This is a genomic window from Duganella sacchari, assembly GCF_900143065.1.
In the GTDB taxonomy this organism is placed as follows: Bacteria; Pseudomonadota; Gammaproteobacteria; order Burkholderiales; family Burkholderiaceae_D; genus Rugamonas; species Rugamonas sacchari.
The window spans coordinates 357,997-380,642 of sequence record NZ_FRCX01000002.1 but is presented as its reverse complement, the minus strand read 5'-3'; the positions used below and the strand labels follow the sequence as shown (position 1 = coordinate 380,642).

General features: G+C 61.9%; 22 protein-coding genes. 5 read left to right on the top strand and 17 right to left on the bottom strand.

The genetic code is table 11. The features are described 5' to 3' along the window. Positions 1 to 2: 2 nt before the first annotated feature. The 9 genes from BUA36_RS05490 to BUA36_RS05450 all read right to left on the bottom strand — a co-directional run bounded on the left by BUA36_RS05490 (position 3) and on the right by BUA36_RS05450 (position 7,994). The gene (locus BUA36_RS05490) at positions 3 to 425 is read right to left on the bottom strand and encodes a hypothetical protein (RefSeq protein ID WP_072782093.1); all 423 of its coding nucleotides are present in this window, start codon (positions 423 to 425) and stop codon (positions 3 to 5) included. Between the two features lie 369 nt (positions 426 to 794). Continuing rightward, positions 795 to 1,217: an Hpt domain-containing protein gene (locus BUA36_RS05485; protein ID WP_229255611.1), complete on the bottom strand. Its 423-nt coding sequence runs from the start codon at positions 1,215 to 1,217 to the stop codon at positions 795 to 797. 34 nt (positions 1,218 to 1,251) lie between these two features. Then, positions 1,252 to 2,124: a proteasome-type protease gene (locus tag BUA36_RS05480; RefSeq protein WP_072782088.1), complete on the bottom strand. Its 873-nt coding sequence runs from the start codon at positions 2,122 to 2,124 to the stop codon at positions 1,252 to 1,254. A 40-nt stretch (positions 2,125 to 2,164) separates the two neighbouring features. Next, positions 2,165 to 2,968 (bottom strand): transglutaminase family protein, encoded by an 804-nt coding sequence (locus BUA36_RS05475; protein WP_072782086.1) that lies wholly within the window; start codon positions 2,966 to 2,968, stop codon positions 2,165 to 2,167. A gap of 15 nt (positions 2,969 to 2,983) precedes the next feature. Next, on the bottom strand, positions 2,984 to 3,931 hold the full coding sequence (locus BUA36_RS05470; protein ID WP_072782083.1) for an alpha-E domain-containing protein: 948 nt from the start codon (positions 3,929 to 3,931) through the stop codon (positions 2,984 to 2,986). 11 nt (positions 3,932 to 3,942) lie between these two features. Further along, a complete protein-coding gene (locus BUA36_RS05465; RefSeq protein ID WP_072782580.1) occupies positions 3,943 to 5,373 on the bottom strand; it encodes a circularly permuted type 2 ATP-grasp protein in 1,431 nt (476 codons plus the stop codon). Positions 5,374 to 5,449: 76 nt separating this feature from the next. Beyond that, positions 5,450 to 6,175 carry a substrate-binding periplasmic protein gene (locus BUA36_RS05460; RefSeq protein ID WP_072782081.1) on the bottom strand — a complete coding sequence of 242 codons (726 nt, stop codon included), beginning with the start codon at positions 6,173 to 6,175 and terminating at the stop codon, positions 5,450 to 5,452. A 65-nt stretch (positions 6,176 to 6,240) separates the two neighbouring features. After that, positions 6,241 to 7,308: an ABC transporter substrate-binding protein gene (locus BUA36_RS05455; protein WP_072782079.1), complete on the bottom strand. Its 1,068-nt coding sequence runs from the start codon at positions 7,306 to 7,308 to the stop codon at positions 6,241 to 6,243. Between the two features lie 110 nt (positions 7,309 to 7,418). Next, a complete protein-coding gene (locus tag BUA36_RS05450) occupies positions 7,419 to 7,994 on the bottom strand; it encodes a PRC-barrel domain-containing protein (RefSeq protein ID WP_072782077.1) in 576 nt (191 codons plus the stop codon). Positions 7,995 to 8,180: 186 nt separating this feature from the next. Between BUA36_RS05450 and BUA36_RS05445 the strand changes: the two genes are divergently transcribed. Next, complete coding sequence (locus BUA36_RS05445) at positions 8,181 to 9,017, top strand: ferritin-like domain-containing protein (protein WP_072782075.1); 837 nt, start codon at positions 8,181 to 8,183, stop codon at positions 9,015 to 9,017. Here BUA36_RS05445 and BUA36_RS05440 read toward each other — a convergent pair. From BUA36_RS05440 to BUA36_RS05410, 7 genes are all read right to left on the bottom strand, one after another. Next, the gene (locus BUA36_RS05440; protein ID WP_072782073.1) at positions 8,975 to 10,498 is read right to left on the bottom strand and encodes a PepSY-associated TM helix domain-containing protein; all 1,524 of its coding nucleotides are present in this window, start codon (positions 10,496 to 10,498) and stop codon (positions 8,975 to 8,977) included. The genes BUA36_RS05445 and BUA36_RS05440 overlap by 43 nt on opposite strands. Positions 10,499 to 10,506: 8 nt before the next feature. Continuing rightward, positions 10,507 to 10,782, bottom strand: a complete 276-nt coding sequence (locus tag BUA36_RS05435; protein WP_072782071.1) for a hypothetical protein — start codon at positions 10,780 to 10,782, stop codon at positions 10,507 to 10,509. Then, positions 10,779 to 11,054, bottom strand: coding sequence for a hypothetical protein (locus BUA36_RS05430; protein WP_072782069.1), 276 nt, complete (start codon positions 11,052 to 11,054; stop codon positions 10,779 to 10,781). Before BUA36_RS05430 ends, BUA36_RS05435 begins: the two co-directional genes overlap by 4 nt. A gap of 2 nt (positions 11,055 to 11,056) precedes the next feature. Then, positions 11,057 to 11,962 (bottom strand): alpha/beta hydrolase, encoded by a 906-nt coding sequence (locus tag BUA36_RS05425; protein WP_072782067.1) that lies wholly within the window; start codon positions 11,960 to 11,962, stop codon positions 11,057 to 11,059. Continuing rightward, a complete protein-coding gene (locus BUA36_RS05420) occupies positions 11,962 to 14,376 on the bottom strand; it encodes a TonB-dependent receptor (protein ID WP_072782065.1) in 2,415 nt (804 codons plus the stop codon). The genes BUA36_RS05425 and BUA36_RS05420 overlap by 1 nt, the downstream gene beginning before the upstream one ends. A 90-nt stretch (positions 14,377 to 14,466) precedes the next feature. Next, positions 14,467 to 15,459: a FecR family protein gene (locus BUA36_RS05415; protein WP_072782063.1), complete on the bottom strand. Its 993-nt coding sequence runs from the start codon at positions 15,457 to 15,459 to the stop codon at positions 14,467 to 14,469. Continuing rightward, positions 15,450 to 15,977 (bottom strand): sigma-70 family RNA polymerase sigma factor, encoded by a 528-nt coding sequence (locus tag BUA36_RS05410; protein ID WP_072782061.1) that lies wholly within the window; start codon positions 15,975 to 15,977, stop codon positions 15,450 to 15,452. Before BUA36_RS05410 ends, BUA36_RS05415 begins: the two co-directional genes overlap by 10 nt. A 140-nt stretch (positions 15,978 to 16,117) precedes the next feature. Here BUA36_RS05410 and BUA36_RS05405 point away from each other — a divergent pair, with 140 nt between their 5' ends. After that, positions 16,118 to 17,773 (top strand): hypothetical protein, encoded by a 1,656-nt coding sequence (locus BUA36_RS05405; RefSeq protein WP_072782059.1) that lies wholly within the window; start codon positions 16,118 to 16,120, stop codon positions 17,771 to 17,773. Here BUA36_RS05405 and BUA36_RS05400 read toward each other — a convergent pair. Next, positions 17,760 to 20,132, bottom strand: a complete 2,373-nt coding sequence (locus tag BUA36_RS05400; protein ID WP_072782057.1) for an acyl-CoA dehydrogenase — start codon at positions 20,130 to 20,132, stop codon at positions 17,760 to 17,762. The genes BUA36_RS05405 and BUA36_RS05400 overlap by 14 nt on opposite strands. Positions 20,133 to 20,351: 219 nt before the next feature. On the opposite strand from BUA36_RS05400, the gene BUA36_RS05395 reads away from it, so the two are divergent. From BUA36_RS05395 to BUA36_RS05385, 3 genes are all read left to right on the top strand, one after another. Further along, the gene (locus BUA36_RS05395) at positions 20,352 to 21,077 is read left to right on the top strand and encodes an autoinducer binding domain-containing protein (RefSeq protein ID WP_072782055.1); all 726 of its coding nucleotides are present in this window, start codon (positions 20,352 to 20,354) and stop codon (positions 21,075 to 21,077) included. A gap of 96 nt (positions 21,078 to 21,173) precedes the next feature. Next, entirely contained in the window at positions 21,174 to 21,803 is a 630-nt protein-coding gene (locus tag BUA36_RS05390) for an acyl-homoserine-lactone synthase (RefSeq protein WP_084560003.1), read from the top strand. A gap of 58 nt (positions 21,804 to 21,861) precedes the next feature. Next, the gene (locus BUA36_RS05385) at positions 21,862 to 22,644 is read left to right on the top strand and encodes a class I fructose-bisphosphate aldolase (protein ID WP_072782050.1); all 783 of its coding nucleotides are present in this window, start codon (positions 21,862 to 21,864) and stop codon (positions 22,642 to 22,644) included. Positions 22,645 to 22,646 lie beyond the last annotated feature (2 nt).

The window sequence follows — 22,646 nt, the reverse complement described above, 5'->3', positions numbered from 1 at the left end:
TCTTAGTGCGCTACATAATTGGCGGTAGCCGCTTCCTTGAGGACGCGGCTGGTGTTCAGCGTTGTCCCGGCGCTGCCAGAACTGGCGACACCGGTTTCGTGCGCCATACCGACCAGGCCGACGGCAGCCTGGGCATCGCCCGCACTGGCAGCACGTTCAAACAGCGCCATGGCTTCCCGGCGTTTGGAGGGATTGGACAGGTAGCGCAGCGCCAGCTCGCGCTGGGCCACTGGCGACCCTTGCTCGGCCCACTCCTGCAGGCGGCGTTCGGCAGCCGGTTGGCCGTTAGGGCCGATTTGCATGGCAGCAGCTTCAATCACCGATGACGATGGAATTGCGTCTTCCTGAGCCTGGCAGGCGATGAGTGCACCGATGAGCACCAGCACCGAAGATACCAATACACCAGACTTGTTGAATAATTCCATAAATTTAACATCCTTGATTAAAGCTTGGCCACCGGTCGCCGACGGGCCACGATGCGCTGCACCATTATACTTGCGCCTGGGCAAATTGTCGATTACGCAATAGCATGCAAAATGCAATCCAAGACGGGGCATTCTACAAAGTCGTCGCAAACCGTGGCGCACCCTCTGACATTTGACAAGCTTGCCGATCCACACTTCAGTTGCTGGCGATATTAGCATGAAGAATTTCTACCGCCCGTTCTCAGATGGCGAATGGGGGTAACAATTGTAACCATTCGTTAATGGCCAAAATAACCATGCGCAGCCTGCTTCTGCTGTGCAATGCAGCAAAAACAGGGCTTCATAAATCGTGAATGATAGGGGCGGGTACTACACGCCCTGAGGCATATTACGTTGCAGCCAGTCATCAGCATTGCGTAATACCAATTGATACTCGGATTCAAGCGCGGTCAGCAAGGTAGGGATGAGCTCGGTATGTTGTTCGGCAATCGCCTTTTCCAATGACAGCGAGGCCGTCACCAGGCGCTTGGCGCCCAGCGTACCGATGGAACCGCGTAGCGTGTGCAGGATTTTGCCCGCATCGGCCAGCCGTTGCTCGCGCAAGGCCGTCGCTGCCAGCTCAATCGGCGCCATGCGGGGAGCGACAGCGTCGCGGACAATTTTCGACACTACAGCCAGCGCCTTATCGTCATTCCCCATATATTTCAACAACATATCGACCGAAAAGATGCTTTCTGCGGAATTGGATGGAATGGCGTCGGTCATGCGGTACTCCGGGGACAGGGTTGTCATTATCCTATCATACGCCTCGGTAGCGCCACCCCAATTACTGTTGCCCGTCGTGAAATTGTTGCGACAAAGTTTGCAACGGTCCATGCGCGCTCGCCGGCGCCGTCCCGCCCGGCGGTGTCACACGCACAGGCTGATTGATAGTGTTGGCTGCATGCAACACATTATCTGCCATGCCGGGCGCCGCATTCCATACCGGCGCGTCCAGCCCCTCAAAAACGCTCTTGAGCTGCTGGCCCCAGGTGTTGCGTATCATCTGGAAGTACGCATTGCGGTCATCAATTGTTACAAAATGGGTCAGCGCCAGCTGATCACTCTCGTACACCAGCAAGTCCAGCGGCAGGCCGACCGACACATTCGAGCGCAGCGTTGAATCCATGGAAATCAGCGCACACTTAGCCGCGTCATCAAGCGAGGTGGCTGGTGTGACCACGCGGTCGATGATCGGTTTGCCATACTTGGCTTCTCCGATCTGGAAATAGGTGTTCTCGTCACGCGCCTCGATGAAGTTGCCGGCCGAATAAATTTGGAACAGCCGGCAGCGCTCGCCCTTGATCTGGCCGCCGAAGATCATGCTGACGTTGAACTCAATCCCGAATTCCGACAGCGCCTGCGCATCGCGCGCATGCACCTGGCGCACGGCCTGGCCTAGGATGCGGGCCGCCTCATACAGATTCGGCGCGGTCCAGATGCTATGGCCGTCGTCGGTTTTGAGCTCCGCCACCAACTGGCGTATCGATTGCGAGATCGACAGATTCCCCGCCGTCATCATCACCATCAGGCGCTCGCCGGGTATTTCAAACACACTCAGCTTGCGGAACGTGCCGACCTGGTCCACACCAGCATTGGTACGCGAATCGGATAAAAATACCAGCCCGGCATTCAGGCGCATGCCCACACAATAAGTCATCGTCGCACAGTTTTAAGATGGTTAATCGAGGTTATCCGGCTCATTGCGGCACGATCTGTACGTCCACACTCAGCGACTCGGTACCGCCGCCGCGCCGCACGCCGCGCACAGGTGCGGCGCCGTCGTAATCACGGCCTATGGCGAGGCGGCAATAGGCATCGGACATCAGGCGCGCATGGGTGACGTCGATGCTGACCCAGCCCGCATACCCCTTGTCATCGGCCCAGGCATCCACCCAGGCATGGCTGGCGGCATGGCCGGTATTGCCAGGATCGATATAGCCGGACACGTAGCGCGCCGGAATCCCGTGCGCGTGACAGCAGGCCAGGAACAAATGGGCATGGTCCTGGCACACCCCCTGACCCAGGGCGAGCGCGTCGCTGGCCGTGGTGGACACCGCCGTCGCACCGCTTTGATACCGGACCGCACCAAAGATGTGCTCCGCCAGCGACATCAGGTCGCGCGTCATCGCCTGGCCGTCCGGCAAGCAGGACGCGGCCAGCTCCTGGATGCCGGGCGTGGCGGCGGTCAGGCGCGTCGGCACGGTAAAGATCAGCGGCGATTGCGTATCCCCGGACGGCACACGCCCGCGCTCGGGCGCCGTGGTTTCCACCACACCCGTGGCCACGATCGACAGCGTCTGATGCGGCGTCTCCATGGTCATCATGTGCGACAGGTTGCCGTAGGCATCGGTATAGGCGTGCAGATGGCCCGGCGCCGACAGCTGCCAGGACAGCACATGCTGCTGCGGTTCAATACGCGGCGTCAGATGTAGCTGCTGGATGGTGTAGGCCAGCGGCAAACTGTAGGTGTAGCGTGTTTCATGCCGGATGGTTAGTTGCATGGAAGGGCCTTTCGCTTATGCCGCCAGCGGCACCAGGAAATCGCGGCTGACGCGGTTGCCCAGTTCGTAAATATCCGCCAGGAAGCGGGTCAGGGTATCGTGCAGGCCCTCGGCCAGGATGTCCTCGATCTTACCGAATTGAAGCTCCGCGCGCAGACGTCCGGCAAAGCGCTCGGTATCGGCCGATACATCATTCCGCACTTCGTGCAGGTTCTGCACCACCTCGTCCATGCACGCCAGCAGCGAGCGCGGCATGTCAGGGCGCAGCATCAGCAGCTCGGCGATGCGGGCCGGCGTGATGACATCGCGGTAGACCTTGCGATAGATTTCGAAGCCGGAAACCGAGCGCAGCATCGCGCCCCAGTAGTAAAAGTCGCGCTGGCTCATGCTTTCGCCGCTCTCCGGCGCGCCGCTGTGGTATTTGACGTCCAGGATGCGCGCCGTGTTGTCGGCACGTTCAAGAAAAGTACCCAGGCGGATGAAATGCACCGCCTCATCGCGCAACATGGTGCCCAGCGTGACGCCGCGCGACAGGTGGGAGCGGTACTTGACCCACTCGAAGAACTTGCTGGGATCGGTTTCCAGCAAATCCGTTTGCAGGCGGCGCTGCATGTCCAGCCAGGTCTGGTTCTGGATCTCCCAGACTTCGGTGGTCAGCGTGCCGCGGACGGCGCGCGCGTTCTCCCGCGCCTGCGTCAGGCAGGCAACAATCGACGACGAGTTACCGGGATCGCGCACCATGAAGTCGATCACCTCGCGCCCCTCGAGCGACTGGTATTGCTGGTCGAACGCATATTGCAGCTCGGAGATGCCGAGCAGGGCACGCCAACCCTGCGCCTGCTCCTGCACCGATTGCGGCAGCATCGAGGTTTGCACGTTCACATCCAGCATGCGGGCGGTATTTTCAGCGCGTTCGGTGTAGCGCGCCATCCAGAACAAATGGTCGGCAGTGCGGCTCAGCATGGCATGTCTCCTTATCGTTCCAGTATCCAGGTGTCCTTGGTGCCGCCGCCTTGCGACGAGTTCACCACCAGCGAACCTTCCTGCAGGGCCACGCGCGTCAGGCCGCCGGGCACCATGGAAATGGTCTTGCCGGACAGCACAAAGGGACGTAAATCGATGTGACGCGGGGCAATGCCGTTTTCCACATATGTCGGGCAGGCGGACAAGGCCAGCGTCGGCTGGGCGATGTAACCGTCCGGCCTGGCGATCAGACGCTGGCGGAAGTCTTCGATCTGCGCCTTGGTCGAGGCGGGGCCGACCAGCATGCCGTAGCCACCGGCGCCATGCACCTCCTTGACCACCAGCTCGGGCAGATGCGCCAGCGTGTACTCCAGCTCTTCTTTCTTGCGGCACTGATACGTCGGCACATTGTTCAATATCGGCGCTTCCGACAGGTAAAACTGGATCATGTCCGGTACATAGGGATAAATCGACTTGTCGTCGGCCACACCGGTGCCGATGGCGTTGGCCAGCGTCACGCGCCCGGCGCGGTAGACCGACAGCAGTCCCGGCACGCCAAGCGAGGAATCCGGCCGGAAGGCCAGCGGATCGAGGAAATCATCGTCGAGACGGCGATAGATGACGTCCACCCGCTTCGGCCCGCGCGTGGTACGCATGAACACCGTGTTATCGCTGACAAACAGGTCCTTGCCTTCCACCAGCTCGACGCCCATCTGCTGCGCCAGGAAGGCGTGCTCAAAATAGGCGGAGTTGTACATGCCCGGCGTCATGACCACCACCGTGGGATCGTTGATGCCCATGGGCGCGACCGAGCGCAGGTTATCCAGCAGCATGTCGGGATAATGGTCGACCGGCGCAATCTTGTTGCGCGCGAATAGCTCCGGGAACAGCCGCATCATCATCTTGCGGTCTTCCAGCATATAAGACACACCGGACGGCACGCGCAGATTGTCTTCCAGCACGTAGAATTCGCCCTGGCCGGCGCGCACGATGTCGACGCCGGCGATATGCGCGTAGATGTCCGACGCCACGTTAATCCCTTGCATCTCTGGCCGGTACTGCGCATTGCGGTAGATCTGCTCGGCCGGAATGATCCCAGCCTTGATGATGTTCTGCTCGTGATAGATATCGTGGATGAACATATTCAGCGCCTTCACGCGCTGCACCAGCCCGGTTTGCAGCTGCTTCCATTCAGGCGCCGGAATAATGCGCGGGATGGTGTCGAAGGGGATCAGCCGTTCGGTGCCGGCGTCGTCGCCATACACGGCAAACGTGATGCCGACGCGGCGGAAGGTCAGATCCGCTTCGGCGCGCTTGCGTTCGATGGTTTCTGCCGACTGGCGTTGCAGCCAGCCGCAGAATTCGCGGTAGTGTTCACGGACGTCGGCGCTGGCTGTGTGTGCCAGGCCGTCAACAGTCATTTCATTGAAGAATTTTTCCATATCGAACATTCCCAGTTGAGCACACATATCCTTCTATCAAGAAGTGTGCCAATGGAAATGCCCGGTTTTGGTGCAATCAGCGCGAATCGGCCAGCGCCTGTCGGCGGTAGCGCTCGATCAGGCCGCTCTCGCGCATCTTTTTCAACACCACCCCGAGCCGGCCTGCCAAATCGGCGTGTTTGCGGTTCAGATAGCAATAGACGGCGCTCCGCTCGATGACCGAGGCTTGCCGTATGCCAAGAGTGCGGAATTCGTCCGACGACAGCAAGGGTTCCACCACCTCGATATTGTCCACATAGAGATCGATGCGCCCCAGCGCCAGTTTACGCAAGCCCAGTTGCGCGCTGCGTACGCTGGTCAGATTGGCGGCGGGAACCACGGCGGCCAGCTTCTTGCCCATGACCATGTAGCCGGCGCGGTATTCAACGTGATAGCGAGTGTCGCGCAGCCCCTCCCAGCCAGCCGCTGGTGTGACGTCGGGCCGATGGACATAGCTGGCGGTGGTCACAAACATGGTGGGCTCCGGCACGCGTACCAGCACCTGCTGCATCTCCTGGTACTCCAGGTTGCGGACCATTTCACCGTCCACATTGCCGGCCAGCGCTTCGGCGGATGCTCGGCTGGCAGGGTAGTTGCGGATTTCCAGCGCAACGCCGAGTTGGCGGAATGCCTCGGTGTAGATCAGGGTCAGCCATTCGGCGGCGTAGCGGTCAGCCTCCGTGACCAGCCCGGCCAGGACAATGCGCTGCGGCGCCGGCGCCGCGTACACCAGGCTGCTTGCGGCAGTGGCCGCTGTGACCATGAGAAAACGCCTGCGCCGCATGGCGGCCCCTGTCTCCAGATGAATTATGGGGCAAGTATAGCAACTTATTGCGTCAGATCGATTTGCCAGAAACCATTGGCTGTTTCCTTCTTGCGCGCCGCCAGCGTCGGCGGCAAGCTCACTTGCAGCGCCGCCAGACGGGCCGGGTCGATGAGTACCGTCGGCGTGCTCTGGCGCAGAATCGGCAGCACATCGGGCTTGGTGTGGCGCTGCAAGATTTTGGCCGCCTGCGTGCCCGCCAGCTGGCCGACCTGTTTGAAGTCCGCTCCGACGTACAGCGCCGCGCCTGGCACGCGGACCATGGCCAGCGTCACCACCGGCACCTTGTTTTCGATGCCAAAATCGCCCAGATCCATAGCGGCCTCGTAGCGATGCAGGCCGTAATAGGTGTCAAGCGGCACGGCAAACATGTCGACGCCGCCCGCATGCAGCTCCTTGAGCGAGGGCGCGATATGGTCGGACTTGTTGACCAGCCGGGCGCTCACTTCCAGCCCCAGCGGCTTGCCTTTCACGGTAGCCGCCGCCACGTTGGCAACGCCATTCTCGTCATCCGTATGCACCATGCCGATCCGGCGTACGGACGGAAACACATCCTTGACCAGCTTGAGGCTGTCGGTCATATCGGTGTACAGCGTGGAGCCCGTGGCGCCTTCGCCCGCGTCCACAAGGGACACGCAGCCCGCATCCTCGGGATTGGCCACCGCCGTGAACACCAGTGGAATATGGGCGTCCGCCATCATCCCGCGCGCATACTTGGTGGCGGGCGTGCCGATGGTCAGCACCAGATCCGGCTTGGCTTCGACAATGCGCGAGGCTTCCTGGCGGATGCGCAGCAGCACGCCGAGCTTGCTCCAGAAGCCGCCGTTCTCGACGTCGAAATCAATCGTGGACTTATGCACGCTGAGGTTTTTGCCATCCACCAGGCCGCTGGCTCGCAGGGACTTGAGGAAGCCGTTGAGCGCATCGCGATAGGGTTCGATGTCGGTTACCTGTAGCACCTCGACCTTGAACACGCGCGTGTCGTCCATGGTTTCAGCGGGCAGCGGTTCAAAAGCGTGGGCGGGCAGCGCTGCGGCGAGCGCGAGGAGGGCTGTAGCGAAGGTTTTTTGCATGGCTGGTCATAGCGCTATCGATGCAGCGATTAAACCAGAGATGCCCGCCAGGCATGCCGTCTATCGCATGCCTTGGCGAGCCAATATGTGCGCCGGTAAAGCCAGCGTAATTAGTAGTTACCGCGGTTACGGGCAGGGTCGTCGCTCAGCGTACCGGAAGAACCGGCGGTGCCGCCGATATTGCCCGTGCCGCCGGTGCCGATACTGCTGCCGTAGCCAGGATCGCTTTGCAGGCTACCGCTGCCGGTGCCCATTACGCTGCCGCTCGCGGTCACGCCGCCCGGCACGTTCTGGCTGGTGCCATAGAAGTTGTGGAGCTGGCTATTGAATTCGGCGCTGGCCATGTCCGGCCAGTTGTCCTTGTCAAAGCCCGGTGCGTTTTTCAGATGGTCTTTCGAGACGTCCAGCAGGAAGCGCTTGTTGGCGGTGTCCAGTTGCAGCGCTTGCCATGGCACGGCAAACAGCTTGTCGCCCATACCCAGCCAGCCGCCGAACGACAGCACAGCGTAGGCCACCTGGCCATTGCGCATGTCCAGCATGATTTCCTTGATATCGCCGAGGTCTTCGTCCTGGCGGTTGTACACATCCTCGCCGATCAGCGTGTCCGCGCCCATCAGACGTGGGCCGGGGCCGGTGTCCTCATCGCTGCGGTAGATGCCATAGGTGTCGCGGTCCAGGTAGCTCATGATAGTGGTCTCCAATTGGTTAATAACGCCCCGCGTCAGTGGACGTGGTGACAGCGCTAATGATGCGTTCCGCGCGATAGTTGAGGTATCGGTGCGCGTGCAGTGTCGGTGTAGGACAGGGACTAGTTCCGCAGGAACCAAGCGCGCAGTGATAAACTATCGCCCTCGCTGATTTGAAAGACCCGTATGGCTGTACCTCAGGAACTGCGCGCCCGCGCACTGCATTGCTTGATCGAAGCCGATCCGGACGCCAAGGTAGCGGCCGTGTATGCGATGGCGGCAGCGGCGCAGGAGGGCGGCTGCACGCCGGATCCAGCCGCCGAACTGGCGTCGTCGGCCGCCATTCCCGGCCGCCCCGACAAGCCGGAACTGGTGCCGCCGCTGAAGGTAGGGCGACGCTCCATGAACACCACCGAAGGCCGCGCCATGCTGATACACGCGCTGGCGCACATCGAGTTCAACGCCATCAACCTGGCGCTGGACGCCATCTGGCGCTTCCCCGGCCTGCCAGCCGCGTACTACACGGACTGGCTGCAGGTCGCCCGGGAAGAGGCTTACCATTTCTCGCTGCTGGACGCGCACCTGCAAAAGCAGGGCTACCGCTACGGCGATTTCAGCGGCCATGGCGCGCTGTGGGAGATGGTGGAGAAAACCTGCGACGATGTCCTGGCCCGCATGGCGCTGGTGCCGCGCACGCTGGAAGCACGCGGCCTGGACGCCAATCCGCCACTGCGCGCCAAGCTGGCCCAGGCCGGCGACCAGGAGGCCGCCGCCATCCTGGACATCATCCTGCGCGACGAGATCGGCCACGTGGAAATCGGCAACCGCTGGTACGGCTACCTGTGCCGCCTGCGCAGCCTGGAACTGATGCCGACCTACTATGAACTGGCACGCCAGTACAATGCGCCGACCCTGCGCGGTCCCTTCAATCTGGAGGCCCGCCGCCAGGCCGGATTCACCGAGAGCGAACTGGAAGCGCTTCAGGCAGGCGCCCAGACGCTGGCCGTCACGCCCGATACCTGACGCCGCCGCGCGGCCAGCGCCAACCGGATAAACACCAGCGCAAAGCACACCGCCGCAATATCGACGCCGTAAGCGTGGCCCGGCAAGCCACGCCACAGCGTAGCGGCAGGGATCAGCAGCGTGGCAAATGCCGCAAACCACAGCAGTTCAGCGCCTGCCCTGGCCGCACCGCGCCAGAACGCCCATCCGCAGCACACCACAAACACCGTGTAGTACAAAGGCATATGCCATTCACCGTGCAGCAGCTTGGCGGCGGCGATAATCACGGAGATGCCGGCCATGCTGCCAACGCAGACACCGACGGTGCCGGCAGACAGCCAGTAGGCGGCCCGTGTTTGCAGCACCGGTTCGCCGCCGCGCTGGTTCTTGCGCCGGGTTTCAATCCACAGCAGATTCCCGGTGTAGAACAGCACTGCGCCGCCCAGTCCCAACGCAAAATAGGCCCAGCGCACCGGCTCACCGCCAAACGTCCCGAAGTGCAGTGAGAAGGCTGCCGATACCGGCTCGGTCCAGCTATTCTGCTTGCCCGGGAAGTAGGACGTGTCCACGATCTGGCCGGTGACTGGGCTTATCAGCAGAAAGCCTTCACGGCGTAGCATGAAGCGGGCATCGTTGCCGCTCACGCGCACCGTGGCGCCCATGGTGCCAGGTGCGCGGTACTGCATCGAAACCGGCTCAAACTCGGGTGCAAAGTCACGCACGCGCGCCAGCAGGTCCTGCGGGGACAGCATGTCGGCCGGCTGTTTGTCCGGCCTGACCGCGTTATTCGGACTGGCAGCCTTCATGATCTGCGCCATATTGCCGTTGTAGACCAGCTTTTCCTGGATATCGTAGATCTTGTCATGCAGTCCAAAGATCATGGCCGTCACCGCAATCACGATATGGAACGGCAAGCTGGCGATACCGATGGCGTTGTGGGCATCAAGCCACATCCGTTTGAGATTTTTTCCCACGCGCAGCGCAAAGAAGTCTTTTACGAGCGATGGCAGCAGAATGATCGTGCCCGACACCAGCGCCACGGCATATGCCAGGCTGACCAGGCCCATGATGAACTCCGTGACCTCCGCATCGCCAGGCAAGCCGCCCGTGCGGTGCAGATGATCGATAAATTGCGCCAGGCCGGAAGGCTTGGCCTGCACGACACGCAGGCTGCCATCTTCGGTGTAGTCCGCCGTCCAAGGCTGGCGGTCGCCGCGTCCCTTGGTCCAGGTGATGCGTGCCGGGATCTGCGCGTCATCGTGCAAATGCAGCGTGAACTCCTTGCGGGCATCGGCACGCGCGGCCAGCGTCTCCTTGATGAGCTGCGGACTGCGGTCCAACGGCGACAACGCCGCACGCGCAGGCGACGCCACCCAGCGTGACAGCGGTTCCTCAAACATCGTCAATGCGCCCGCGTAGAAAGCGATGAACAGCACAAAGCCGCAAACGATGCCGGTCCAGGTATGGACGGATTTATAGATGCGTATGATATCGGTGCGCATGGCGAACCTCAGGAAAGGAATTGGCGACAGGCCGCCAGCGCGGCCGCAGCCAGCACGGTCGCGCCGCCCAGCCAGCGCCAGGCCTGCGCGCCGCTACGGAAGAAAAACACGAAGGACATGATGGCCGCCCACACCGGCGCCGTCACCCACATCGTGGTCTGGAACTTGTTCGGCGCCCCCGGGCCGCCCGGCGTCAACCAGGCAAACAGGCCGCTGAACAGCAGCGACAGCACACATCCCAGCAGTATCGCTGCCAACGATTTGCTGAACCAGTCCTTGCTCATCGCTCGCTCCCCAGCTTGCGCCATGCGGCCAGATACGGCAGCACGGCAAACAGGATCATGGTCAGGGTGAGCACGGCAAACAGCGCCGTCGCAACCTGTGCCTGCGTCAGCCACAGCAGCAGCGAAACGGCCAGTGCCGACCACGCGGCAGGCCGCGCCACACTTGCAGACAGGGCTTCGCTGCGCCACTGCTGGCGTGGTGCAGCCAGATAAAACAGCACCGCAGACAGCAGGTTCAGTGCCACGGCCAAGGCAATCACTCCGCTATGCATGCTTACTCCAGGAAGAATTCCAGCCCGCGCGACAGCGCCGGGAACAGGGCTGAACCATGATTTTCCCGAGGCAGCTCGATGAAGCGCACACGTTCCAGGTTGTAGGCCGAGCGTTGCGTATCCAGCTGCGCGGCCAGGTCCCTGGCCTCATCCACCATGCGTTTCTGCGCCAGCAGCGCGGAACGGTCGGTGGGCTTGGCCGATGCTGGCGCTGGCGACTGCTCCAGCTCTCCCACGGTCAGCAGCACGCGCGCCTTTTGTGCGCGTGCTGCTGACAGACCTTTTACTTCGTTCAGTACATAGCGGTCCGCAAACCAGATCGACGGACTGGCCGCGATATAAGTCTGGAAAGCGGCCGGCCGCGTGAACAAGGCATGCAGCGTCAGCAAGCCGCCGTAAGAATGGCCGAACAAGGCCTGGCGCTGCGGATCAACCGCCACGCCAGCCTGTATCACGGGCTTCAGCTCGTGCTCGATAAAATCAAGGAACAGGTCCGCACCACCTTCGCCTTTGGCCGCCTTGCCATTTGCTGGCGGCGTGTAGTCACGCGCACGGGCCACCGTATCGAAGTCTTCGCCACTCGCGTAGCCGATACCGACCACCACCGGCGCGTGCAGACCAGTCACCTTGCTGCGGCGCGCGACAGTGCGCGCCATCAGCGCCACGCTCGGGAAAGCGGCATTGCCATCCAGGACGTAGATTACTGGATGGCCGCCTGCCGGCGCTGGCGTTTCCGGCACGCTGATGAAGATGCGGTAGCGGTGTCCCGTGCGGGCGGAGGTCAGATCCAGCTGTCTGGCCTGCGGCAGGCTGGCGGGCTGCCAGTCCTGCGCAGGCATGGCGGCGAGAGCGGGCAGCATCGCGCCGGCCAGCAGGACAGCGCCAATGCGAAGAAAGGCGCGCCGCATCAGAAGTCCACCGAGGCGGACAATTTGTACACGCGGCCTGCGCCTTGCGTTACGTAGCCATCGTTGAAGGAGCCAGCCCAGTAGCTCTTGTCTGCGACATTGTCCACGTTGGCGCGCAGTTGCACCAGATGGTCCTGCACGCGCACGCTGTAGCGGGCGCCCAGGTCCAGGCGCGTCCAGCTATCGATTTTCTGCGTATTCAGGCTATTGACCCACTGGCTGCCCGTGTACACCACGCGGGTATTCACGATCAGGCCATTCACGCCTGGAACAGTCCAGTCACCGCCCAGGTTGGCCTTCCATTTTGGCGTGCCGTAGATGGTTTTTCCGGTCAGCGCCACAGTCGAAGCCTTGGTCATCTTGGCGTCAGTATAAGCCGCGCCGCCCAGCAGGCGCAGTTGGCCGCCGATCTCGCCAAAGGTGTTCCACTCGACGCCGCGATTGCGCTGCTGGCCATCGTCGTTATACGTGTTGGAAGCCGTATCCTTGACCATGCTGGGGCGCTCGATCTGGAACACGTTGACGGTATTGCCATACGCGCCCTGGTCCCACTTCACGCCGCCTTCCAGCTGCTTGCTTTTGTACGGCGCAAACACCGTGCCAAAATTCTTGGCCGTGGTATCGGTAACGGTACCGCCCTGGCTCAGGCCTTCGATGTAGTTGGCGTAGAGCGCCACCGATGGCGACCATGGTTTCACGACGATGCCCACGGCAGGCGTCAGCGCGCGCTTGTCGTACAGCGTAGGCGTGCCAGTCAGCGTACGGGTTTTGACTTGCTGCTCGCGTACGCCGAGGATGAGCAGGACCTTGTCATCGGCGAAGGACAATGTGTCGGCCAGTGCGGCGCTGCGCAGCGCGGCGTCGCTGACCTTAGGCGCAGGACCGGGATCAGGTGCCAGCGCCGGGTTGACCGGGTGGTAGATGTTGGAACTGTAGTTGGCGCTGGTGTTGACCGTGGCCCGGCCGGTATCGAATTCGAGCGAGGTGTAGCTGGCCACGATCTGGTGCTTGACAGGTCCTGTGACGAAGCGGCCACGCACACCGATTTCACCCGAGGTGGTATCGGTGGTGCCACGCTGATTGAAAGTATTACCGACATAGTCACCAGCCGCATTGCGTATCGCCGCGCGGGTACCATTAATATAGCCTTCGTAGGTGTAGCTCAGCTGACCCAGCGCCGCGTAGGCAGTGATGGCATCATTGAACTCATAGCTGCCGCGCACCGCAACAGCATCGTTGGATAGTTTGCCGTGGATGCCGCGCAGCAGATTGGTGCCGGTCTTGGGCGGCGCGATCACGCCGGTGGAGGGAAAGGACGCCATCCATGAGCTGCCATTGTCGATATTTTCACGGTTGGTGTAGGCATCCAGCGCGAGGTTCAGCTGCGTGCCGCGATAATCCAGCGCGATGGCCGCCAGTGTGCGTTGCTTTTTCTGATCGTCGACGCCGACTTTGCCGTCGCGGTAGCCGCCGTTGAAACGCACGCCATAGCGGCCGTTTTCACCGAAGCGCTGTCCCGCGTCCAGATGCACACCGAACTGCGAGCTGGAGGTGTAGTCGGTCGTCAGGCGCAGCAGAGGCTTGTCCTCGGCACGCTTGGGAATCAGGTTGATCACGCCACCCACGCCGCCCTGTGGCGACATGCCACCCAGCAGGGCACCCGGACCTTTCAGCACTTCCACGCGCTCGATGAACTCTGTCGGTGCGTGACCGTATGGCGACAGCCCATACAGACCGTTAAAAGCCAGGTCTTCGCCGCCGACTTCAAAGCCGCGAATGCTGAAGTTCTCGTAAATGTGGCCTTCCGACGTGGTGAAGCGTACCGAGGGATCGTTCATCAGCACCGCAGCGACAGTCGACGCCTGCTGGTCTTCAATCAGCGCCGCCGTGTAGCCGGTGGTGTTGAATGGTGTGTCCATGGTGCTGGCGCTGCCCAGGATACCAAGCTGCGTACCGCGTGCGACCTGGCCGCCAGCATAGGCGCGCGGCAGTTCGTCGGCCAGCAGGGTAGAGTTGACCGTCACTGGCGCCAGCGCCTGTTCGCCACGCTGAGGCGCGGCGGGTGCAGCTGCGGCGGCCGGCTTGGCCACCAACACGTAGCCAGCACTGGTGCGCGCAATGGCATAGGGTGTATCGCGCAGCAGGGCGTTGAAGCCTTCTTCCACGCCGTAGCTGCCTTTAAGGCCAGCGCTGCGCAGTCCCTGGATCTTGTCCGCGTCCAGCGCGATGGCGGCGCCGGATTGCTGGGCGAAGCGGTTCAGGGCGTCCGACAGCAGGCCGGCCGGGATGTCATACTGCGCCGCCGCGCTTTGCGCATAGGCGTTGCCAGCGGCGCTTACCGCGATCGCGCCGGCGAATGCCAGGCGCAGGGCGAGGCTCAGGGGAGCCAGTTTGGTACGTGCTTGATGATGCATGGGTTCTTCTTTCCGTTGGTCTGATTTGCGTGCTTACATAGACCATGACGCACCAAAAACGCGAACCGGAACTCGATACTGAAAATATTTTTACTTCGATGGCGCCGCTGGCGCGTCCACCAGCACCACATAAGGCGTGATGGTGCGGATACGCAGTGCCGGAAAGCTGTTGAGCAGCAGGTGCAGGGCGCGATCCGTGTCATCCAGCGGCAGCACCGCGCTGACCCGCATGGCCGCAATCTGGCCTGCGTCGTAACGAATCATGCCGCGATGATGGCGTGCCAGTTGATCCAGCACCTCGGCCAGCGGCCGGTTTTGCACCACCAGCTGATGATCGCGCCAGGCGTCGGCGATGCTGCCCGCATCGACGTGGGCAACCGGTCCCACGCTGTCCGGCGTAATGCGGACCTTTTCGCCGGCCACCACCACGGTGGCCAATGCAGGACGGCCAGCGGCACGAACTTCCGTTTTCGACTCCAGCATCGCCAGCTCAGTGGCGTGTTCGCCGCGTTCAACCGTGAAGCGCGTGCCCAGTGCGCGTATGCTGCCGTCTTCCGTCTGCACGAAGAATGGTCGCGATGGATCGCGTGCCACATCCACCAGTACCTCGCCTTGCAGCAGGCTGACCACGCGTTGGCCCTCGCTCATGTGGATGTTGACTGCGCTGCCGCTACTCAAGGTGAGCTGGCTGCCATCGGCGAGGATGCGCGTCTGCCATTCGCCAGCGCCGGTGCGCGCATCCGCCAGCAGCAGCGACGGCTGTGTCAGAGGCACGCCCAGGCTGAGCGCACCAACCGCAATCGCAAGCGCGAGCGCAGTCACGGTGCGTGCAACCACTCGCTTGCGCGATGCGCGTCCTGCGCTGGTCAGGGCGGCGCGGGCGGGGCGGCCTTCATGAGCGTCGAGTTGTCCGAGCATGGCTTGCATGCGCAGCGCGGCGGCGGCGTGGCGGGGATCTTCCTGTTGCCAGGCTTCGAAACCGGCGCGCGCCTGTTCGCGTTCGGCCTTGTCGTCAACGGTCAGCGAGACGATCCATTCGGCCGCTTGCCTGCTGATGCGGCTTTGCTCCGGACTTACAGGCATGACTGGCCCACAGCCTCGTCGCAGCCAAGCAGCGCCTGCACCAGGTACTTGTGCACCATGCGGGTTGAGACACCCAGACGCTGCGCAATCACGGCGTGCGGTTCGCCGTCGAGGAAATGCATCAGGAAGGCATCGCGCGCGCGGGCGGACAGCTGCTCCAGCGCGTAGGCGATACGCTCCAGCGACTGCACCGCCTGCAGCACTTCCTCCGGCGACGGGAAGCAGGGCGGTTGTTCCGCCAGCAGTCCCAGTTCCGCCAGATAGGCCTGCTCGACCGCCTGACGCCGGCCACGGTCCACCAGCAGCCGCTTGGCGGTGGTGGTCAGAAATGCGCGCGGCTCATCGAGTTGCGGCAGCTTGTCGCCGACGGTAATCAGGCGCAAAAACGTGTCCTGCGCCACATCTGCCGCGTGATGCCCGCAGCCCAGACGCTTGCGCAGCCATCCCAGCAGCCAGGCATGGTGCTCGCCATACAGCGATGCCATGTTCTGTTGCAGTGGATACCTCGCGCTTGTCATTCAGGGCTCAAATGCTAATAAGAATTATTCTCATTCTATCCTGAACTCAGCCAAATACGCAACACTGTGACATTTGGATATCTTTTTACTATGTTCGATAGCGAACAATAGAGATTTTCTCTTGTCGAGGAGTTAATAAAATGAACAAGCTTAAAACGCTGCTGTTTGCCATGCTGGTGAGCGTCAGCCAGCTAGCACTGGCAACACCGGACTGCGATCAGGATATGTCCAGATTAAAGACCCCGGACAAGGTGGAATGCGCGCGCCTGGCATCCATCAAGGCCCAGCAGGCGAAGAAAATGCTGGAGCAGCGCCTGGCCAACTACATCAACAGTATTAACGCGCTGCCCGAGCGCAGCCGCGATCGCGCATTGATGGCCGACCGGGCGCTGGAAGGCAAGAAGGTACTGGAAAATGTCACTACTGCCTCGACGGAGCTGGACAAGGCGTACGAGAAGATCCGCAATGCAGAGCTGCAGTTGAAAGCCACGCCCGGCTATGTCTCGCTCACAGATACCGAGATCGCCAAAGCCAGCCAGCTCGCTCAGCTTGCCAAACAGGCGATCGAGCTTAGCAAGTGCGCGGATCAAGAACTGGAAGACAGCATTGTCAACTTGGCCGACGCGAAAACGCCAGAAGCCAAAAGAGCTGCGCTGATCGCGCTCAGCCAGCGCAACAAGGATGCGGCGGCAAAGAAAGACACTGCGGATCAGGCCAAGGCCGACATGCTGGCCAGCGTCATCAAACTCGCCAAAGCTGAAAAGGCGGCCTATCTGCCCGCCGACAAGGACATGGAGACGCAGCTGGATCAGGTCTGGACCCAGAACTGGAGTGCTGTTGCCGCCGCCAATGACATGATGCTCAAGCTGATGCAACCGGTCGACGGGAAATCCACCACCGCCGGCGTTACTTCACCAGGCAAAAACGAGATGCTGCGCGAGCGCGCATTCCTGACCTTCATGGAAAACCATCCCCTGCTGAATTCGGAAGTCAGCGGTTCTGGTGCGCAGATCAGCAGCACGGGCGGCGAGGGGACGGTCGCCATCAAATATGTGCTGCAATGGGAACGTACCAGCAACCAGCGCCTGGCGGTAACGGTATCGGCGCCGTTCAGCAAGGATGACAAACACAAGGTCGTCAACAACAGCGTCCTGCTGGACAAACTCAGTAATGACACCCGGATCAAGCTCGATTACACAAAAATTGGCGGCGAGGCGACCGCGCCCATGCTGCCTGGTGGCTACCATCTGTGGGGCGGCAGCGGCGAATTGGGCTATCAGGAGTTTTCCTACTACGACAAAAAAACCGCGTTTGCCGACCCCAACAATCCTGTGGCCACCCAGACGCATAACAAGTCCTATACGCTGGCAGCTTACGCGGGCTTTGCACCGAAAGACTGGGACACCTTGTTCTTGCTGCGCTATGCCCACCAGTACAAGCGGGATGGCGCGGACAATACAGTGGTTTGCCCCGCAATGGCCAAGGACGCAAGCTGGGTCGAATGCAACAGCCTGCCCTTGGGCGAACCGGCCGGCAAGAAGTCCAACACCGTCAGTGCCGAGGCGCGCTACCAGTCGAAATTCTTGGCGTTTTCCACCATTCTCAGCTACGACCGCACCAACAAAATACGCTCGCTCGCGATTCCGATTTACCTGCCGTTCAACCTTGGCCTGGGCGCCTATAACAGCAATCAGCCGCAGTTCACCGCTGGTGTGATCGCTGGTTGGCGCAGCGACACCAGAGGCTCCCTGGGCTTCTTCGCCGGCATGCCGTTCTCGCTGGTTACGCCGGAGTGATGGCGGGACTGGCTGGCGCCGACATGCGGCGGCGCTGGTCGGCATCGGCCGCTGCATTCAGGTCCGGCGGGAAGTCGTCGACGTGCACCGACAAGTCGGTATAGCGCGCGAAGTCGGACATGGCGCGGCGTTCTTCCGGCGTCATTACGCCCTGTGCGGCGGCATCGGTGATCCAGCGCTCCATCTCGGGCAGGCTTTGCGGGATGGGCTGCAGCTTGCCCGATTTGACCGCCGGCTTGAGACGGTGCTCGATGCCTTCCACCATCGCCAGCAGGCCGAACGCCAGTTCTCCGCAGGCCACCGGATCGCGCAGGTCATCGGCCAGGAAACTACCCGCCAGCAGCCGTTCGCGGGCGTCGCCGTGGGTTTGCATGGCTTGCGCCACCTGGGCGCCCAATTTGTCCGACGGCGCCTCATACGGCAGACCAAACGGGAATACCAGCAGGCGCGTGAAGGCGGCGGCAAACCGGTTCGGGAAGTTCTGCAGCACGCCATCCAGCGCCAGTTGGGCCTTTTGCAGGGCATCCTGAATCGACCAGTGAACATAGGGCGCGTCGGCTTCCTGCCGGCCTTCGTCTTCATAGCGCTTCAACGTCGCGCTGATCAGATACATCATCGACAGCGCATCGCCGAGGCGTGACGAGATGCGCTCGCGCCGTTTCAGATCGCCGCCAAGGATGAACATGGACATATCCGTCATCAGCGCAAAGCAGGTGGACAGGCGGCTGACGGCGCGGTAATAGCGTGCCATCTCGCCGGGAGCCTTGTCCGGTGCGGACGCCGTGAGTCCGCCCGTCAAGCTGTACCACACAGCGCGCAAGGCGTTCGCGCAGGTAAAGCGCATGTGGCCGAAGAAGGCGGCGTCGAAATCCAGCAGGCCTTTGCACTGGTCGCTCTCGGTAGTGGAGCGCATTTCTTTCAGCACGTGGGGATGGGCGCGTATCGCACCCTGGCCAAAGATGATGAGGCAGCGCGTGAGGATATTCGCGCCTTCCACCGTAATCGCAATCGGGATCTGCTGGTAAGCGCGCGCCAGGAAATTGGACGGTCCCATGCATATGCCTTTTCCGCCCAGGATGTCCATGCCGTCATTGACGACCGCACGGCCGCGCTCCGTCACATGGTATTTGGCGATTGCCGAGATGACAGCAGGCTTTTCTCCCAGATCGACGGCCAGCGCCGACAGCCTGCGCGCTGCATCCATCATGTACAGATTGCCGCCCATGCGGGCCAGCGCTTCCTGCACGCCCTCAAACTTGCCGATCGCCGTATTGAACTGGCGCCGTATCGCACAGTAGGCGCTGGTGCCGCGCACGGCCAGCTTGGCGGTCCCCACGCTGGCGGAGGGCAGCGAAATGGAGCGGCCTGCAGCCAGGCATTCCATCAGCATGCGCCAGCCTTTGCCGATTTGCTGCGGCCCGCCGATGATCCAGTCCATCGGAATGAATACGTCCTTGCCGCTGGTGGGACCGTTCTGGAATACCGCATTCAGCGGCCAGTGACGGCGGCCTATCACCACGCCAGGATGGTTGGCCGGGATCAGCGCGCAGGTGATGCCTGGCGTTGAGCCGACGGGCAGCAGACCATCCGGATCGACCACGCGGAACGCCAGGCCGAGCAGGGTGGCGATCGGTCCCAGCGTGATGTAGCGCTTGTTCCAGCTCACGCGCAAGCCCAGTACCTCGCGGCCTTCGTGGCGGCCCATGCACACCACGCCGGTATCGGGTATCGCTGCGGCGTCCGAGCCCGCATAAGGGCTGGTCAACGCGAAGCAAGGGATCTCTTCGCCCTTGGCCAGGCGCGGCAGGTAGTAGTCCTTCTGCTGGTCGGTGCCGTAATGCAGCAGCAGTTCGGCCGGTCCCAGCGAGTTAGGCACCATGACCTGCACCGCCAGCGCCGAGCAGCGCGTGGACAGTTGCATCACCACCTGCGAATGCATGTAGGCAGAAAACGCTTTGCCGCCATACATCTTGGGAATAATCATGCCAAGGAAGCCTTTGTCGCGCGCAAACTGCCACGCTGCCGCCGGCAGGCCTTGCCACACCTGGGTCGCTTCCCAGTCATCCACCATTTCGCACAACTGGCGCACTTCGTTATCCATGAAAGACTGTTCTTCGACGCTCAGTGCCGGGCGCCGGATCTGCAGGAATTTGTTCCAGTCGGGACGGCCGGAGAACAAATCGGCATCCCACCAGGTGGTGCCAGCTTCCAGCGCATCGCGCTCGGTATCGGACATGGCCGGCAGGATGCGCTTGAACAGCGCGTAAAGATGCGGGGTGATCAGGCTGCGGCGCAAAGGGCCGTAGGTGAGCACGAGAATGATGGCGGCCAGAACCGCTGCGATTATCCATAGGATCATATTGATCTCCTTTTTGTTAATAGGACGATAGCGCGCTTGCTCTGCGGTTACTGTGCGGTTCCGCACGTGTAAGCAGGCACGTTAATGACCCCAGGAAACTCACGAAATTTCACAGTTGAAAAATCACGACACTTGGGTGGTTTACTCTGGCCAAGTAGCAGTTTTGTAATATGCTTATTATATAATTTCACTATTGCTAATATAACAAGGGGCACTGTAATGCGTGGTACAGTCGATAACTGGCAAGTGGAATTGATGGATACGTTGAGCAATGAATCCGATGTGGAACGCGCCTTCGATGCGATTGCCGCTTGCGGCAGGCTGCTGGGCTTTGAATACTGTGCATACGGCATCCGCGCGCCGTATCCGCTGTCCAATCCACCCACCGCGCTGTTCAGCAACTACCCGGCCGATTGGCAGGAATATTACCGTTACGAAAACTATCTGAGCTGCGACCCCACGGTGCAGCACGGGCGGATGTCGCGTGTGCCCATCGTCTGGAACGATACGCTGAGGTCGGCCTCACCGGCATTCTGGAGCGATGCCAAGGCGGCGGGCCTGTGCCACGGCTGGGCGCAGTCCTGCTCCGATGGCGCCGGTTGCGTGGACATGCTGACGCTGGCCCGTTCCCACGAACCCGTCACCGCCACCGAACTCGCGCGCAACGAAGCCAAGTTCCGATGGCTGGTGCAGACCGCCCACCTGTACCTGTCGCCGCTGTTCACCTCCAAGCTGGCCTCGCCCAGCATGGACAAGCTCACCGTGCGCGAAGTGGAAGTGCTGCGCTGGACTGCGGATGGCAAGTCGGCGTCGGAAATCGCCGAGATCTTGTCGCTGGCGACCGATACGGTCAATTTTCACGTCAAGAACGTCGTTCGCAAACTGTGTACCGCCAACAAAACTGCGGCCGTGGCTAAAGCCGCCTTGCTGGGCATGCTGGGCTGAAAGCCTGGCGTTACGTTATTTCGCTACCAATGTTGGTAGTTATGCGATAGGTCAAATTCCGATGTAATGATGCCTCGCTAACAAGCAGGGGGCAGCATGAGAATTACTGTCGGAACCGCCAGCACGCTGGGACCAGAGCGCATGGCCAAGTTGACGCGCTATCGGCACCAGGTGTTCGTTGAGAAACTGGGCTGGGACCTGGACCTGCGCGATGGCCAGGAACTGGACCAGTTCGACCACGACGACACCGTCTACCTGGTGGCGTGGGACGAACAGGACCGGGTTGGCGGCTGCGCCCGTTTGCTGCCCACCACGCGCCCTTATCTGCTGCAGGAAGTCTTTCCCCAACTGCTTAATGGCGCTCCAGCGCCGCGCTCCGACGAGGTGTGGGAGCTGTCCCGCTTTGCCGCCGTCGATCCGGAAGCCGTCAGCACCCCTGCCGCCGGCCAGCTGTCCTCGGCAGCCACGCTGCAACTGCTGGCCGCCGCTGTTGAAAGCGCCGCCGAACGGGGCGCGCGCCGCCTGATTACCGTCTCCCCACCTGGCGTGGAGCGCCTGCTGCGCCGCACGCCATTTCGTATCCGCGCCGCCGGTCCGCGCATGGACGTCGGCACGCACGCCCTGTTCGCGTGCTGGATAGACGCCGCCAACGACCACGACGAGCGCGCCGTGCTGCCCAGGCGTCACCACATGCCGGAGCCGGCGCTGCTTGCGGCCTTGGCCTGATTCCCCCCGCGCGGCATACCGCTGCGTATGAGTCCCGAACAATACAGAGGAGCACATCATGGTTGGAGCAAAACGTAACCGCTGGTCGCGGGTAGTGCATCACCAGACCGGCCAGGGCTTGATTATCCCGGTCGACCACGGCCTGACCTCCGGCCCGATCTCCGGCATGGAAAGCTCGGACAGCCTGGTGCGCTGCCTGTCGCATCCGGCCGTGAGCGCGGTGGTGGCGCACAAAGGCATGCTGGAACGCCTGGCGTTGTCGGGCTGCCTGCTGGGCAAGGGCATGATCCTGCAAATGAACGGCATGATGTCGCTCGCCACCCAGCCCAACCGCAAAGAGCTGCTGGCGACGGTGGACACCGCACTGCGCCTGGGCGCGGATGCGTTGAGCGTTGACCTGGTGTTCGACAGCGTCAACGACGCGCACAACCTGGCGCTGCTGGGTTCCGTGGTCGACCAGGCCGCGCCATACGGCCTGCCAGTGCTGGTGATGGCCAAGTATTTTCACGCAGGCGGCAATACCAGCAGCGAAGTCACCATCGGCGGCATGCGCCGGGTGATCCGCGCGGCATGGGAACTGGGCGCGGACGCGGTCAAGATTCCCCGGCCTGACGCCATCGCCGACATTCCGGTACTGCTCAAAGGCCTGAGCAGCGACATTGACGTGTTCTTTGCCGGCGGCGCGCGCAGCACCGACGAAGAAACGCTGGAGTTGCTGAGCGCGGGCCTGGCCGTCGGCGCCAAAGGCTTGTGCGTGGGCCGCAACGTCTTCCAGAACCCGCATCCGGAACACCTGCTGGGTGCCCTGAGCGCGCGTTACGCCCAGCATGCGGTCGCGTGAGG

Bases quoted from the DNA above. Each gene is read 5' to 3' on its own strand.
- BUA36_RS05440 (WP_072782073.1), bottom strand. From the start codon at position 10,498: ATGCGCACCGATATCATACGCATCTATAAATCCGTCCATACCTGGACC.
- BUA36_RS05475 (WP_072782086.1), bottom strand. From the start codon at position 2,968: ATGCAACTAACCATCCGGCATGAAACACGCTACACCTACAGTTTGCCG.
- BUA36_RS05420 (WP_072782065.1), bottom strand. From the start codon at position 14,376: ATGCATCATCAAGCACGTACCAAACTGGCTCCCCTGAGCCTCGCCCTG.
- BUA36_RS05485 (WP_229255611.1), bottom strand. From the start codon at position 1,217: ATGACAACCCTGTCCCCGGAGTACCGCATGACCGACGCCATTCCATCC.
- BUA36_RS05395 (WP_072782055.1), top strand. From the start codon at position 20,352: ATGCGTGGTACAGTCGATAACTGGCAAGTGGAATTGATGGATACGTTG.
- BUA36_RS05450 (WP_072782077.1), bottom strand. From the start codon at position 7,994: ATGAGCTACCTGGACCGCGACACCTATGGCATCTACCGCAGCGATGAG.
- BUA36_RS05445 (WP_072782075.1), top strand. From the start codon at position 8,181: ATGGCTGTACCTCAGGAACTGCGCGCCCGCGCACTGCATTGCTTGATC.
- BUA36_RS05415 (WP_072782063.1), bottom strand. From the start codon at position 15,459: ATGCCTGTAAGTCCGGAGCAAAGCCGCATCAGCAGGCAAGCGGCCGAA.
- BUA36_RS05460 (WP_072782081.1), bottom strand. From the start codon at position 6,175: ATGGTCACAGCGGCCACTGCCGCAAGCAGCCTGGTGTACGCGGCGCCG.
- BUA36_RS05385 (WP_072782050.1), top strand. From the start codon at position 21,862: ATGGTTGGAGCAAAACGTAACCGCTGGTCGCGGGTAGTGCATCACCAG.
- BUA36_RS05405 (WP_072782059.1), top strand. From the start codon at position 16,118: ATGAACAAGCTTAAAACGCTGCTGTTTGCCATGCTGGTGAGCGTCAGC.
- BUA36_RS05400 (WP_072782057.1), bottom strand. From the start codon at position 20,132: ATGATCCTATGGATAATCGCAGCGGTTCTGGCCGCCATCATTCTCGTG.
- BUA36_RS05410 (WP_072782061.1), bottom strand. From the start codon at position 15,977: ATGACAAGCGCGAGGTATCCACTGCAACAGAACATGGCATCGCTGTAT.
- BUA36_RS05435 (WP_072782071.1), bottom strand. From the start codon at position 10,782: ATGAGCAAGGACTGGTTCAGCAAATCGTTGGCAGCGATACTGCTGGGA.
- BUA36_RS05390 (WP_084560003.1), top strand. From the start codon at position 21,174: ATGAGAATTACTGTCGGAACCGCCAGCACGCTGGGACCAGAGCGCATG.
- BUA36_RS05430 (WP_072782069.1), bottom strand. From the start codon at position 11,054: ATGCATAGCGGAGTGATTGCCTTGGCCGTGGCACTGAACCTGCTGTCT.
- BUA36_RS05425 (WP_072782067.1), bottom strand. From the start codon at position 11,962: ATGCGGCGCGCCTTTCTTCGCATTGGCGCTGTCCTGCTGGCCGGCGCG.
- BUA36_RS05480 (WP_072782088.1), bottom strand. From the start codon at position 2,124: ATGACTTATTGTGTGGGCATGCGCCTGAATGCCGGGCTGGTATTTTTA.
- BUA36_RS05470 (WP_072782083.1), bottom strand. From the start codon at position 3,931: ATGCTGAGCCGCACTGCCGACCATTTGTTCTGGATGGCGCGCTACACC.
- BUA36_RS05490 (WP_072782093.1), bottom strand. From the start codon at position 425: ATGGAATTATTCAACAAGTCTGGTGTATTGGTATCTTCGGTGCTGGTG.
- BUA36_RS05455 (WP_072782079.1), bottom strand. From the start codon at position 7,308: ATGCAAAAAACCTTCGCTACAGCCCTCCTCGCGCTCGCCGCAGCGCTG.
- BUA36_RS05465 (WP_072782580.1), bottom strand. From the start codon at position 5,373: ATGGAAAAATTCTTCAATGAAATGACTGTTGACGGCCTGGCACACACA.